Genomic DNA, 12819 nt, shown 5'->3' with positions numbered 1-12819 from the left:
GCAGCTGACTAGACTCACTCTCGACATAGAGAGCACATGAAAGTGCCGAGGTGACTTGCAATGACCGCAGCCTTCTTGCCCGATCCTGTTTCCTCCACCACCCCGAGACAATCCTGATGCCAATCGCCGAGATTCCGTTGCGCGTCTGGCGTACCCGGGGACAAGGTTTTTCATTCCGGGGCCAGAGCATCCGCTACTGGACCGCAGGGCAAGGAGAGCCTCTGCTGTTGTTGCATGGTTTTCCCACCGCGAGCTGGGACTGGCATTACCTGTGGGCGCCACTGGCCCAGCGCTTCCGGGTGATCGCCTGTGACATGCTCGGCTTCGGCGACTCCGCCAAGCCGCTCGACCACCGCTACAGCCTGATGGAACAGGCCGACCTGCAGCAGGCGCTGCTGCGCCACCTGGAGGTCGAGCAGCCGGTGCACCTGCTGGCCCATGACTACGGCGGCAGCGTCGCCCAGGAGCTGCTGTCGCGGCACCATGAACAGCGCGCCGACGTTGCCAGTTGTGTGTTTCTCAACAGCGGGCTGTTTCCCGAAAGCTGCCAGGTACCGCTGGTCCAGAAGCTGTTGCTCAGCCGCCTGGGCTGGCTGGTGGGGCGCTCGTTCGGGCGCGATGACCTGGTACGCAGCGTCACCCAGATCTACGGCCCGTGCACCCACCCCAGCGAAAGCGCGCTGGACGATTGCTGGAGCCTGATCGCTGCCAATTACGGCACGCGCATCCTCCACAAGCTGGTGGGTTACCAGCCGGAGCGCAAGGAATACCGCGAGCGTTGGGTCGGGGCATTGCAGCGCGACGGCGTAGCCTTGCGCTTCATCAACGGGATCGCCGACCCGCTGTCCGGCGCGCCCATGGTCGAGCGATACCGACAGCTGGTGCCGAACCCCGACATCGTGCAGTTGCAAGGTATTGGTCATTACCCGCACACCGAAGCACCGGTGCAGGTGCTGCGCCACTACCTGGCCTTTCGTGACCAGCCAGTGAGCTACCTGCCGCGCAAAGTCGCCTGGTCCTGAGCAGGCGACCATCGCCTAGCGTTATCGCCTGGCATTCAGCCCGGGTCAGCTTGATTGTCCGCCAGCCGATGCTGGCGGACACTCGTTCCAGTCAACCTGATCTGGAGCCCCGCCATGAGCGAGCCGGTACGTCTGCAAGACCGTGTAGTGATCGTCACCGGAGCCGGCGGCGGCCTGGGCCGTGCCCATGCGCTGCTGTTCGCCGCGCGGGGGGCCAAGGTGGTGGTCAACGATCTGGGCGGCTGCGCCCAGGGCGAGGGTGCCAATGCCTCGGCGGCTGATCGGGTGGTGGACGAGATACGGGCGGCAGGTGGCATTGCCGTGGCCAACCATGATTCGGTCAGCGATGGCGCCCGCATCGTCGAGCAGGCCCTGGACAGTTTCGGCCGGGTCGACGTGCTGGTGAACAACGCCGGCATCCTGCGCGACAAGGCCTTCCACAAGATGGGCGACAGTGACTGGGAGATGGTTTACCGGGTTCACGTCGAGGGTGCCTACAAGGTCACCCGCGCCGCCTGGCCTCATCTGCGCGCGCAGAACTGGGGGCGGGTGATCTTCACCGCTTCCACCTCCGGCATCTACGGTAATTTCGGCCAGGCCAACTACGGCATGGCCAAGCTGGGGCTGTATGGCCTGACCCGGACCCTGGCCATCGAGGGGCGCAAGCATGGGGTGCTGGTCAACGCCATCGCCCCCACCGGCGGTACCCGCATGACCGAGGGGCTGATGCCACCGCAGGTGTTCGAGTTGCTCAAGCCGGAACTGATCAGCCCGCTGGTGGTGTACCTGGGCAGCGAACATTGCCAGGACAGCGGCGAACTGTTCGAAGTGGGCGGAGGCTGGGTGGGCAAGGTGCGCTGGGAGCGGAGCCTGGGGGTCGGGTTCGACCCGCGTGAAGGGTTCACGCCCGAGCAGGTGGCGCAGCACTGGGAGCGGATCGGTGATTTCGAAGGGGCGGTGCACCCGCGGGACAACCTGGCGTCACTGCAGCAGATGATGGCCAACTTGCAGAAGTGCTCACAGCCCTGAGATTTTTACTGCCTGTACTGGCTCCCACAAGGGGCCACGGATCTCAAGACATATTGTGTTCCTGTGGGAGCGGGTTTACCCGCGAAGAGGCCGGCACAGCTAATGATTCTTTCCGCACAAAAAAAAGGCCGCTGCAATCGCAGCGGCCAATCGAGACGTTAGATCAAGGAGCTTCAAAATCAACGTCGGTGAACCTCGCAAGCCTGAAGAGCGGGGGGTAGAGCTCTTCATGCCGGCCAGTGAGGTAAGAATAAGCGCTTGATCCTGAGGGAAAAATAGCCGCTTTCGACATTCACCTTTACGTTTCGGGCAACAGTCTCAAGCCTTTGCCGAATACCCCATTCGCCAGCTGGTTTCACGCGCCGCTGCCAGCAGTCGCTGCGCTGCCGGGCCATGTTCATCGGCATGGAAGATCGACGTCGGCCCCACCACCGTCATCACCGCCACCACCTGCCCCAGGGCGTTGAACACCGGTGCCGACAGGGCATCCACCCCCGGCATCAGCAGGCCATGCACATGGTGCAGGCCCTGCGCGCGGATACCGGCCAGCAAGCTGTCATAGTCGCTCGCCGGCTGGCGCAATACCGCCAGCTCGCGGTCCCGCAGTTCCACGGTTTCGCGCTCGGGCAGGTGGGCGGCGAACACCAGCCCGGTGGACGAACTGAGCAGCGGCAGCACCGAGCCGATCTGGGTAACCACCGTCACTGCCCGCACCGCCGGTTCGATGCTCACCACCGTCGCCCCCTGGTTGCCCCACACGGCGATGAAGCAGCTTTCGTTGAGCGCATCACGCAGTTGCGACAGCGGCATTGCCGCCACCTTCAGCACATCGATGCTGCCCAGCGCCGCAAGGCCCACGCGCAAGGCTTCGCGCCCCAAACCATAGTGATTGGTCGCGGTGTCCTGTTCGGCGAAGCCGCTGGCGATCAGTGCCTGCAGGTAGCGGTGCACCTTGCTCGCCGGCATCTGCACGTGCTCGGCCAGGCGCGACAGCGAGGTGGAGGGTGACAACTCGGCAAGGGCCTTGAGGATGTCGGTGCCGACTTCCGCCGAACGGACTTTCTGCTTGCCGTTGTCGGCAGGGGAGCTGGCTTTGGCCATGGGTAGGAAATTTCCGGATTCTTCGCGTCGCGCCTTTATAGCTTGACGCCTGGCAGGGAGCAAATTACGTTATTCGTAATCTGATTACGATAAAAATAAAATCCGGAGGCATCGATGAACCGCGACACGTCCGCCGATCTTCAGTACCTGAGCGGCTTCGGCAACGAATTCGCCAGCGAGGCGCTGCCCGGTGCCTTGCCGGTCGGGCAGAACTCGCCGCAGAAAGCGCCCTACGGGCTGTACGCCGAACTGCTGTCGGGCACTGCGTTCACCATGGCCCGCAGCGAACTGCGCCGCACCTGGCTGTACCGCATCCGCCCGTCGGCCCTGCACCCGCGTTTCGAGCGCCTGCAGCGCCAGCCGTTGGGCGGCCCGCTGGGCGCAATCACACCCAACCGCCTGCGCTGGAGCCCGCAGCCGATGCCTGCGCAGCCCACCGACTTCATCGAGGGCTGGTTGCCGATGGTCGCCAACGCGGCGGCTGAAAAGCCGGCCGGGGTGAGCATCTACATCTACCGCGCCAACCGCAGCATGGACCGGGTGTTCTTCAACGCCGACGGCGAGCTGTTGCTGGTGCCTGAGCAAGGCCGCCTGCGCATTGCCACCGAACTGGGCGTGATGGACGTCGAGCCGCAGGAAATCGCGGTGATCCCCCGTGGCATGAAGTTTCGCGTCGAACTGCCCGATGGCCAGGCCCGTGGCTACATCGCCGAAAACCACGGCGCGCCGCTGCGCCTGCCGGACCTGGGGCCGATCGGCAGCAACGGCCTGGCCAACCCGCGCGACTTCCTCAGCCCGGTGGCGTACTTCGAGGAGGCCGAGGCCCCGGTGCAGCTGGTGCAGAAGTTCCTCGGCGAGCACTGGGCGTGCCAGCTGCAGCATTCGCCACTGGACGTGGTGGCCTGGCATGGCAGCAACGTGCCGTACAAATACGACCTGCGCCGTTTCAACACCCTCGGCACCGTCAGTTTCGACCACCCGGACCCGTCGATCTTCACCGTACTGACCTCACCGACCAGCGTGCACGGCCTGGCCAACATGGACTTCGTGATCTTCCCGCCGCGCTGGATGGTCGCCGAGAACACTTTCCGCCCGCCATGGTTCCACCGCAACCTGATGAACGAGTTCATGGGCCTGATCAGCGGCGCCTACGATGCCAAGGCCGAAGGCTTCCTGCCCGGCGGCGCCTCGTTGCACGGCGTGATGAGTGCCCACGGGCCGGATGCGCAAACCTGTGAAAAGGCCATTGCCGCGGACCTGGCGCCGCACAAGATCGACGACACCATGGCCTTCATGTTCGAGACCAGCCAGGTGCTGCGCCCGAGCCAGCAGGCCCTCGACAGCCCGCAATTGCAGGCCGACTACGATAGTTGCTGGGCCACCTTGCCGAGCACCTTCAACCCGAACCGGAGATAACCCATGAACCAGACCGCCATTGCCCGTAGCTGGGTCGAGCACGCCAACGGGCATAGCGACTTCCCGCTGCAGAACCTGCCACTGGGCATCTTCAGCCGCCCGGGTGAAGCGCAGCGCTGTGGCGTGGCCATTGGCGACGCCATCCTCGACCTGGAGGCGGTGCAGGCCGCCGGCCTGTTCGAGGGCGAGGCCGCGGCTGCCGTGGACGCCACCCGCGGCGGTGCGTTGAACGGCTTCTTCGCCCTTGGTCGCGGCGCCCGTGTCGCCCTGCGCGAGCGCCTGCAGGCGCTGCTCGGCGAGCACAGCGAGCACCAGGCCGTGCTGGCCAGCGCCCTGTACCCGGCCGGCGAGTGCCAGCTGCATCTGCCGGCCAAGGTAGGCGACTACACCGACTTCTACGTCGGCATCCAGCACGCCACCAACGTCGGCAAGCTGTTCCGCCCCGACAACCCGCTGCTGCCCAACTACAAGTACGTGCCGATCGGCTACCACGGCCGTGCCTCGACCCTGCGCCCATCGGGTACCGACGTGCGCCGCCCGAAAGGCCAGACCCTGCCGGCCGGCCACAGCGAGCCGACCTTCGGCCCCTGCGCCCGCCTGGACTACGAACTGGAACTGGGCATCTGGATCGGCCAGGGCAACGACATGGGCCAGGCCATCCCGATCGCCGAGGCCGACCAGCACCTGGCCGGCCTGTGCCTGCTCAACGACTGGTCGGCGCGTGACATCCAGGCCTGGGAGTACCAGCCGCTGGGGCCGTTCCTGTCGAAGAGCTTCATCACCACCCTGTCGCCCTGGGTAGTCACCGCCGAGGCCCTGGAGCCGTTCCGCAGTGCACAGCCGGCGCGCCCGCAAGGTGACCCGCAGCCGCTGCCGTACCTGCTGGACCAACGCGACCAGGCCCACGGCGCATTCGACATCGAGCTGGAAGTGCTGCTGCTGACCCAGCGCATGCGCGAGCAGGGCCTGCCGGCCCACCGCCTGGCACTGAGCAACACCCTGAACATGTACTGGACCGTGGCCCAGCTGATCGCCCACCACAGCGTCAATGGCTGCCAGCTGCAACCTGGCGACCTGTTCGGTTCCGGCACGCTGTCCGGCGTGACCGCGGATTCGTATGGCAGCCTGCTGGAGATCACCACGGGCGGCAAGCAGCCGGTGGAGCTGGCCAGCGGCGAGCTGCGCAGGTTCCTCGAGGACGGCGACGAGATCATCCTGCGTGCCCGCTGCCAGCGCGAAGGCGTGGCCAGCATCGGTTTCGGCGAATGCCGCGGCACCATCATCGCGGCCAATTGAGGGAGCGGGGCCATGGAGCTGTACACCTACTACCGTTCCACCTCTTCCTATCGGGTGCGCATTGCCTTGGCACTCAAGGGCCTGGACTACCAGGCCGTGCCGGTCAACTTGCTCAAGGGCGAGCAGCGCGGTGTCGACTATGTGGCGCTGAACCCGCACGGCCGGGTACCGGCCTTGCGCACCGATGCCGGCCAACTGCTGCTGCAGTCACCGGCGATCATCGAGTACCTGGAGGAGGTCTATCCACAGCCGGCGCTGTTGCCCGTCGACGCCACGGCCCGGGCCAAGGTGCGCGGCGTGGCGGCGATCATCGGTTGCGACGTGCACCCGCTGCACAACGTCAGCGTGCTCAACCAGCTGCGCCAGCTGGGCCATGACGAGGCCCAGGTCAACCAGTGGATTGCGCACTGGATCGGCCAGGGCCTGGCGGCGGTGGAGCAGTTGATCGGCGATCATGACTTCTGCTTCGGCACCGAGCCTGGCCTGGCGGATGTCTACCTGGTCCCGCAGCTGTATGCGGCCGAGCGTTTCAACATCGACCTGGGCGGCTACCCGCGCATCCGCCGGGTGGCGGCGCTGGCGGCCGGGCACCCGGCCTTTGCCAGGGCGCACCCGTCCTGCCAGGTGGACACGCCTGCTCAGTGAATCGAGCGGGTTACCGTCGGTAGCTTGCCGATCTGTTCGGAGAGTTTCAGGCGCTGCACCGGGTCGTCGGTCAGCAGCAGGGCATGCTCCAGGTCGAAGCGTTCGGCCTGGGGGCAGTCCAGGTGCTGGTACAGCGAGGCGCGGGTCACGTAGTCGCTGACCTGCACCGGGCCTAGCTGCATGACCCGCTCGGCGTCGATCAGCGCGGCCAGGTGGTCGTCGTTGCTGATGTGCAACTGGCGCAGGTTGCGCGACAGGCGCTGGAGCATCTGCGTGGCGCTGGCGGTGCGCAGGTGGTCGGCGCTGAGCGTGATGTGCGGGCCGAACTGGCGGGCGAGCAGTTCACGGCAATCGTTGGGGTACAGGCGGCGCCCGCCACAGGGATCGAGCAGGTGATCGGCGCCGGGTACGCGCAGCAGGAAGTGGCCCGGGAAGGCGACGCCTTCCAGGGGTATCGACAGGCGCCTGGCCAGTTCCAGGGTGAGGATGGCCAGCGCCAGGGGTTGGCCACGGCGACGCTGCAGCACCTTGTCGAGCAATGCCGCCTGCGGGCGCAGCGGGTGGTATTCGTCCTGCTGGAAACCCAGCGCATTCAACTGGCGCAGCAGCGGCTGGGCCAGTTCGGTCAATGGCAACATGGGCAGGCTGGTGCTGACCTGGCCTTGCAGGTGATGCAATGCGGCCAGGCTGGCGGCGGGCTCGACCTTGCGGTCATGCTCGACGGCGATCCACAAGGCAGCTTCCAGCAGGGCCACCGGCTCGCGTTCAAGGCAGGCCAGGCAGGCTTGACGTGGGTTCATGGGCAATCTCCGCACACGCTAGAGTAATAGCTGTGGCACGCGGATTCGTCCAGTGGTCCGCCAGCCGTGCCAGCCCCAGGCACATGCCTATACTGGTAGGAGCACCTCGCAGGGGAGCCCGCCGATGTTCGCGCTGATGCAAAGCACCCGCACCCAGTCGCTGCACCTGTTCATCGACCCGCCCACCGGCCTCAAGGCCGTTGTGGCGATTCACAGCGAGACCCTCGGCCCGGCCTTGGGCGGTTGTCGCTACCTGCCCTATGCCGACGATGAAAGCGCCATGTCCGATGCCATCCGCCTGGCCCAGGGCATGAGCTACAAGGCGGCGCTGGCCGGCCTGGCGCTCGGTGGCGGCAAGGCGGTGGTCATGCGCAATCCCCATGTGGAGAACCGCGCCGCCCTGTTCGAAGCGTTCGGCCGTTTTATCGACACCTTGCAGGGGCGCTTCATCATCGCCGTGGACAGCGGCACCTCGACCCTGGACATGGACTGCATCGCCCAGAGCACCCCCCACGTGACAAGCACCACTGCCTCCGGTGACCCTTCACCGCATGCGGCCATGGGCGTGTTCGCCGGCATCCGCGCCACCTCCAAGGCGCGGCTGGGCAGCAGCAACCTCGAAGGCTTGCGCGTGGCGGTGCAGGGGTTGGGCAATGTCGGTTATGCCCTGGCCGAGCAACTGCACGCGGCGGGGGCGGAGTTGCTGGTGAGCGATCTGGACCCGGGGCGGGTGCGCCTGGCAGTGGAGCAGTTCGGTGCTCACCCGGTGACCAACGATGCCTTGATCAGTACACCTTGCGACATCTTCGCGCCCTGCGGCGTGGGGCCGGTGCTCAACGGGCAGACGGTGATGCAGTTGCGTTGCGCGGCGGTGGCGGGGGCGGCCAACAACCAGCTGACCACGTTGCAGGTGGCCGACCAGCTGGAAACCCGCGGGATCCTGTATGCGCCGGACTACGTCATCAATGCCGGTGGCTTGATCTACGTGGCCCTGAAGCACCGGGGAGGGGACCTGGGGACCATTACCGAACACCTGGCACGGATACCGACGCGGCTGACCGAAGTCTACGGGCATGCCCAGGCCGAGAAACGGTCACCGGCGCGGGTGGCGCAGATGTTGGCGGAGCGGTTGCTCTATGGCTGAAGAGCGATACAGGCTTTGCTGGCCTCTTCGCGGCTAAAGCCGCTCCCACAGGATTGAATACTTCCCTGAGGTCAGTAGGAGCGGGTTTATCGAGGCGCCGATTTCACTCGGCAGCCTCACCCTCGAGCAACTCGGCCAACGCATCCGGCTGGCTCTTGAACGCGCGGGCGAACACGTCGCGGTTCTTGGCCATGTAGATACCGGCCTCTTCGACCTGCTGCTCGGTCAGCGACGGCACCGCCTTGTGCAGCACCTCGGCCAGGCGTTCGGCCAGTTCGAGCATCTTGTCGTGACGATCTGCTTCGGCCTTATCCATGAACAAGCGCTCCGGGTCGCGGCTGCTGCGGTACACCACTTCGACGGCCATTCATCACCTCTGTGCCTTTTAGCTGGTTGGATTACTGTATGTGCATACAGTAATGGCATCGGCCATCACCGTGCAACCAAAAATTCAGGCTAAAGCCTAGTTCACAGGTGCCTTGCGGCAATCGGTCGCCTTCCAACGCAGGGGCCTGGCCCTTTAACTGCATGGCACAAGCGTCACGGGCGTGACGCATCATCCTTCATGTCGTATCGGGGAATCGCACATCGTGAACATCAAATGGGCAGAAAAGCTGCGCAAGGGCCTGCACGGCTCGGCCGACTCGCTGGGCAACCTGTGCGTGGAGGCGTTCCACTACCTGGCGCTGTTCGGCATCGGTGCCATCACTGCCTATGCGGCGGTGGTGACGTTCCTGGACATGCTGGGCAAGGGAGGGATCAGCGTCGATGACATCCTCCTGCTGTTCATCTACCTGGAATTGGGCGCGATGGTGGGGATCTACTTCAAGACCAACCACATGCCGATCCGCTTCCTGCTGTACGTGGCGATCACCGCGCTGACCCGCCTGCTGATCGGCGACGTGTCGCACCACAAGGCGCCGGATGCCGGGCTGCTGTACGTGTGCGGTGGCATCCTGCTGCTGGCGTTTGCGATCCTGGTGGTGCGCTACGCCTCGTACCGCTACCCTTCGACCAAGGCGCTGGACGCCAATGGCAAGGAAGTGGACGAGGGCAAGTGAGGGGCATGGAGAAGGAGATCGGCAAGCTGCTGAAACTGGCCTGATCGTCAGTTGGCCAAGCCGACCGCTGCAAAAGGGCGGGCCTCGCCGGTCAGGGCGGCCAGCACCTGCAGCGGGTTCTGCCCCAGCTCGATGGCAAGGCCCAGGCGGATGCTGTCGATGACCCGCTGCAGGCGCACCGGGTCGTTGCGCTGGGCCTGGCTGATCAGGCGCTTGGCGACCACGCCGGCGTCGTCGGACAGGGTCAGCATGATGCTGCCGTCCAGGCGCTCGATGCTCAGGTTGACCCGGTATTCGGGGGCGAAGGCGGCGCTGATCAGTTCGAAAGGGTTGTTCATGCTCGGGGCCTGCAATGAAAGACTGCAGGAATTGACCGGGTGCTCCGCCGTTTGGTTCAGGGCCATTGGTCGATGGCAACGAAAACGCCCGGCATTGGCCGGGCGTTTTTGTGTGTGGCGATCAGGCGTCGGGATCGTTCAGTTCCAGTACTCCACGCTTGCTGCGCAGCTTGCCGTAGAAATGCTCCAAAGCGTTGTTCAGCTTGCTGGCGGCGCCGTCCACGGCCTGGTCCAGGGAAGTGGCGGTGTGGGTCACGGAAATCGGTTGATGGCCTTTCGGCCGAGCCTCCAGCTGGCAGCGTTTGTCATGCGGGCCGGGCTTGGCGCCATTGTCGTCGCGCAGATGGACCTCGATGCGGGTGAGGTCGTCGTCGTAGCGTTCGAGGGTGGCTTCCAGCGTACTGCGGACCCACTCGTTCAGACGGATGTTGCCTTCGATATGGTTGCTGCTGTTGACCTGGATTTGCATGATTCCGATCCTTATTCAGCTTGCTCGCATGGAGGCGTGCCCAGGCCCTTGAGGACCTTGGTAATACTGCGCCTCTTGACTCTAAGGTCAGGCAACCGCGAAGCGAATTCAACCCCTGGTTGAAAATAAATTTCCTGTAGCAATTGCGCCGCCAAGAGCCCCTGAACTCAGAATTCCACCGACGTCTGCACATACAAGGTGCGCGGCTCGCCCACGTACTTGCCCTTGTTGTTGTCGTCGAACGAACGCGTGTAGTACTCACGGTTGAACAGGTTCTTCACCCCCACCGCGACCTTCAGGTTCGACAATTGCGGCCCGAAGTCATACCCCGCACGGGTGCTCACCAGCATGTAGCCAGGGATGCGCCCGGTGCTGCCGTCGGCGCTTTCGGTACCGGTGTTGGCATTGTCGGCGTACTGCCCGCTCTGGAAGCTGCCATCGAGGTTCAACTGCCACGGACCCTCGCTGTAGCCGACGCCCAGGTTGCCCTTGTGCTTCGAGGAGAACGGCACCTGATTGCCCTTGTTCGGCCCATCTTCACGGATGGTCGCGTCAACGAAGGCATAGCTGGCATGCACGTCGAAGCCGGCCAGCGCCGGGCTCAGGCCATCGAGGGCGTAGCGCACGCTGGTCTCGATGCCCTGGTGGCGGGTTTCGCCACGGGCGATCACCGAGTCGTTGGTCTGGTTGCTCTCGTACTGGTTGTCGAAGTTGATCAGGAACACCCCGAGCTCGGCCTGCAGGTCGCCGCTGTCGTAGCGGGTGCCGACTTCCCAGGTCCGCGCCTTCTCCGGCTTGACCTCGCCGCTGCTGACGCGGTTGGGCATCTGGCTGTACTGCACGCTGCCGAACGAGCCTTCGGTGTTGGCGTAGAGGTTCCAGCGGTCGGTCAGGTGGTACATCACGTTCAGCGCCGGCAAGGCGGTGTTGTAGCTGCCCTGGTAGCGCTGGCCGCTGAGTTTGTTGCTCTGTTCGGAGTCGATCATCTCGTAGCGGATGCCCGGGGTGATGGTCCAGCGGCCGATGTCGATGCGGTCGTCCAGGTAGAGCGCGTGGGCCTCGGTGCTGCCCCGGGTATCACGGTCGTTGCGGCTGGCGGTGCTCGGCAGGCGATCGGCGCTGGTGGCTTCGCGGTAGCGCAGTTCGTGGCCGGCTTCGTTGACGTAGCGGTAGCCGATGCCCAGCTCGTGCCAGCTGTCGCCCAGTGCCAGGCCTTGCGAGAAGCGGGTCTCGATGCCGCGTACCCAGTACTCACGGGGCGACAGCGAGAGGAAGCTGCCCTGGTCCAGGTAGCCGCTGCGCAGGGTCTTGGTGAAGAAGCTGTTGACGCTGAACTGGCGGTCGTCCTGCTTGTAGTCGTAGCCGAAGTTGAACAGCGTGCGGCGGCCCCAGAACTTGTCCTTCAGGCGCGTGGACTGGTACGGGTCGGCGTCGAAATCGGCGCTGCTCAGGCCGCCGGGCATGTCGGCCTCGCCTTCATAGTACTGGGCCATGGCATGCAGGCTGTTGGCCTCGTCCAGCTGCAGCTTGCCCTTGAGGATCAGGTCGTCGATCTGCGTGTCGCTGTGCTCGCGCCAGTCGCCGCCGCGCACGCCGGAATACAGCAAGGCACCGCCCAGGCCATTGGCGTTGGTGCCACCCACCAGCAGATTGGCGCTGTTCTTGAACCCGTCGTGGCTCGACGACGGGCTGATCTGGTTCTGCATGGCGGCCTTGAAGGTCGCCTGCTCCGGAATGGCGCGGGTGACGAAGTTGACGATGCCGCCGACGTTCTGCGGGCCATAGCGCACCGCACCGCCGCCGCGCACCACGTCCACCGCGTCCATGTTGCCCATGCTGATCGGCGCCAGCGACAGCTGCGGCTGGCCATAGGGGGCGAAGGGCACCGGGATGCCGTCCATCAGCACGGTCGAGCGCGAGGCCAGGCGCGGGTTGAGGCCGCGGATGCCGAAGTTGAGTGCCAGGTCGTGGCTGCCGGTGCCGTTGTTGTCGGGGGCATTGACCCCCGGGATGCGGTTGAGCACTTCGCGCGCGGTGCCGGCGCCGCTGCGTTCGAATGCCTCGCGGCGCACCACGTCGCGGGCGCCGGGGTGCTCGAAGACGTTGTCCTGCTGCGCTTCGCCCAGCCAGTCGCCGACCACGGTCGAGGCGCCGAGCTCCACCGCCGCGCCCGGCGCGGCAGGGCCGACCGGTTGCAGGCTGAATGCGTTGTCGGTTTCCTGGCGGGCTTGCAGGCCACTGCCGCGCAGCAGCGCGTCGAGGCCCTGGGCGACCTCGTACTGGCCATCCAGGCCTTGGCTGTTCAGGCCCTGGGTCAGTTGCGAAGCGAAGGAGATCAGCGCACCGCTTTCCCGGCCGAACTGGTTCAAGGCCTCTTCCAGCGAGCCGGCGGCGATGTGATAGCTGCGCGCTTCGGCGGCGTGCAGGGCAGGGGCGGCAAGGCCGAGGCTGGTGGCGAGCAGCAGGGCGTGGACGAGCGGGCTGGGGCGCAGGGGCAT

The 12819-nt window shown here is 65.4% G+C and carries 13 protein-coding genes; 7 read left to right on the top strand and 6 right to left on the bottom strand.

What is annotated here, in order from left to right:
• Nucleotides 1-116: 116 nt before the first annotated feature.
• A complete protein-coding gene (locus ACIP21_RS26295; RefSeq protein ID WP_400694133.1) occupies nt 117-1022 on the top strand; it encodes an alpha/beta fold hydrolase in 906 nt (301 codons plus the stop codon).
• 114 nt (nt 1023-1136) lie between these two features.
• Complete coding sequence (locus ACIP21_RS26290) at nt 1137-2051, top strand: SDR family oxidoreductase (protein WP_400694130.1); 915 nt, start codon at nt 1137-1139, stop codon at nt 2049-2051.
• 318 nt (nt 2052-2369) lie between these two features.
• Here ACIP21_RS26290 and ACIP21_RS26285 read toward each other — a convergent pair whose 3' ends face one another.
• A complete protein-coding gene (locus ACIP21_RS26285; RefSeq protein WP_400694127.1) occupies nt 2370-3152 on the bottom strand; it encodes an IclR family transcriptional regulator in 783 nt (260 codons plus the stop codon).
• Between the two features lie 114 nt (nt 3153-3266).
• Here ACIP21_RS26285 and hmgA point away from each other — a divergent pair, with 114 nt between their 5' ends.
• Genes hmgA through maiA form a run of 3 tightly spaced genes read left to right on the top strand, consistent with a single transcriptional unit; the run spans nt 3267 to nt 6509 of the window.
• On the top strand, nt 3267-4568 hold the full coding sequence (gene hmgA, locus ACIP21_RS26280) for a homogentisate 1,2-dioxygenase (RefSeq protein ID WP_400694125.1): 1302 nt from the start codon (nt 3267-3269) through the stop codon (nt 4566-4568).
• A gap of 3 nt (nt 4569-4571) precedes the next feature.
• Complete coding sequence (gene fahA, locus ACIP21_RS26275) at nt 4572-5864, top strand: fumarylacetoacetase (RefSeq protein ID WP_400694122.1); 1293 nt, start codon at nt 4572-4574, stop codon at nt 5862-5864.
• A gap of 12 nt (nt 5865-5876) precedes the next feature.
• On the top strand, nt 5877-6509 hold the full coding sequence (gene maiA / locus ACIP21_RS26270; protein ID WP_400694119.1) for a maleylacetoacetate isomerase: 633 nt from the start codon (nt 5877-5879) through the stop codon (nt 6507-6509).
• Here maiA and ACIP21_RS26265 read toward each other — a convergent pair.
• Nucleotides 6503-7309, bottom strand: coding sequence for a SirB1 family protein (locus ACIP21_RS26265; protein ID WP_400694116.1), 807 nt, complete (start codon nt 7307-7309; stop codon nt 6503-6505). The genes maiA and ACIP21_RS26265 overlap by 7 nt on opposite strands.
• 124 nt (nt 7310-7433) lie before the next feature.
• Here ACIP21_RS26265 and ACIP21_RS26260 point away from each other — a divergent pair, with 124 nt between their 5' ends.
• Nucleotides 7434-8453, top strand: coding sequence for a Glu/Leu/Phe/Val dehydrogenase dimerization domain-containing protein (locus tag ACIP21_RS26260; protein ID WP_400694113.1), 1020 nt, complete (start codon nt 7434-7436; stop codon nt 8451-8453).
• A gap of 103 nt (nt 8454-8556) precedes the next feature.
• Here the strand turns inward: ACIP21_RS26260 and ACIP21_RS26255 are convergent, their stop codons facing one another.
• Nucleotides 8557-8820: a YebG family protein gene (locus ACIP21_RS26255; protein ID WP_400694110.1), complete on the bottom strand. Its 264-nt coding sequence runs from the start codon at nt 8818-8820 to the stop codon at nt 8557-8559.
• A 223-nt stretch (nt 8821-9043) separates the two neighbouring features.
• Between ACIP21_RS26255 and ACIP21_RS26250 the strand changes: the two genes are divergently transcribed.
• Nucleotides 9044-9514 carry a phosphate-starvation-inducible protein PsiE gene (locus ACIP21_RS26250; RefSeq protein WP_400694108.1) on the top strand — a complete coding sequence of 157 codons (471 nt, stop codon included), beginning with the start codon at nt 9044-9046 and terminating at the stop codon, nt 9512-9514.
• 47 nt (nt 9515-9561) lie between these two features.
• Here the strand turns inward: ACIP21_RS26250 and ACIP21_RS26245 are convergent, their stop codons facing one another.
• The 3 genes from ACIP21_RS26245 to fecA form a co-directional block, all read right to left on the bottom strand.
• Nucleotides 9562-9852 carry a DUF3509 domain-containing protein gene (locus ACIP21_RS26245; RefSeq protein ID WP_400694105.1) on the bottom strand — a complete coding sequence of 97 codons (291 nt, stop codon included), beginning with the start codon at nt 9850-9852 and terminating at the stop codon, nt 9562-9564.
• A gap of 121 nt (nt 9853-9973) precedes the next feature.
• Nucleotides 9974-10321 (bottom strand): HPF/RaiA family ribosome-associated protein, encoded by a 348-nt coding sequence (locus ACIP21_RS26240; protein ID WP_400694103.1) that lies wholly within the window; start codon nt 10319-10321, stop codon nt 9974-9976.
• A 167-nt stretch (nt 10322-10488) separates the two neighbouring features.
• A complete protein-coding gene (fecA, locus tag ACIP21_RS26235; protein WP_400694100.1) occupies nt 10489-12819 on the bottom strand; it encodes a TonB-dependent Fe(3+) dicitrate receptor FecA in 2331 nt (776 codons plus the stop codon).

This window comes from Pseudomonas sp. NPDC089401, assembly GCF_044749485.1.
In the GTDB taxonomy this organism is placed as follows: domain Bacteria; phylum Pseudomonadota; class Gammaproteobacteria; order Pseudomonadales; family Pseudomonadaceae; genus Aquipseudomonas.
This window is presented reverse-complemented; position numbering and strand designations above follow the sequence as displayed.

Coding starts and splice junctions, on each gene's coding strand:
- ACIP21_RS26295 (WP_400694133.1), top strand. CDS start 117: ATGCCAATCGCCGAGATTCCGTTGCGCGTCTGGCGTACCCGGGGACAA.
- ACIP21_RS26290 (WP_400694130.1), top strand. CDS start 1,137: ATGAGCGAGCCGGTACGTCTGCAAGACCGTGTAGTGATCGTCACCGGA.
- ACIP21_RS26285 (WP_400694127.1), bottom strand. CDS start 3,152: ATGGCCAAAGCCAGCTCCCCTGCCGACAACGGCAAGCAGAAAGTCCGT.
- hmgA (WP_400694125.1), top strand. CDS start 3,267: ATGAACCGCGACACGTCCGCCGATCTTCAGTACCTGAGCGGCTTCGGC.
- fahA (WP_400694122.1), top strand. CDS start 4,572: ATGAACCAGACCGCCATTGCCCGTAGCTGGGTCGAGCACGCCAACGGG.
- maiA (WP_400694119.1), top strand. CDS start 5,877: ATGGAGCTGTACACCTACTACCGTTCCACCTCTTCCTATCGGGTGCGC.
- ACIP21_RS26265 (WP_400694116.1), bottom strand. CDS start 7,309: ATGAACCCACGTCAAGCCTGCCTGGCCTGCCTTGAACGCGAGCCGGTG.
- ACIP21_RS26260 (WP_400694113.1), top strand. CDS start 7,434: ATGTTCGCGCTGATGCAAAGCACCCGCACCCAGTCGCTGCACCTGTTC.
- ACIP21_RS26255 (WP_400694110.1), bottom strand. CDS start 8,820: ATGGCCGTCGAAGTGGTGTACCGCAGCAGCCGCGACCCGGAGCGCTTG.
- ACIP21_RS26245 (WP_400694105.1), bottom strand. CDS start 9,852: ATGAACAACCCTTTCGAACTGATCAGCGCCGCCTTCGCCCCCGAATAC.
- ACIP21_RS26240 (WP_400694103.1), bottom strand. CDS start 10,321: ATGCAAATCCAGGTCAACAGCAGCAACCATATCGAAGGCAACATCCGT.
- fecA (WP_400694100.1), bottom strand. CDS start 12,819: ATGCCCCTGCGCCCCAGCCCGCTCGTCCACGCCCTGCTGCTCGCCACC.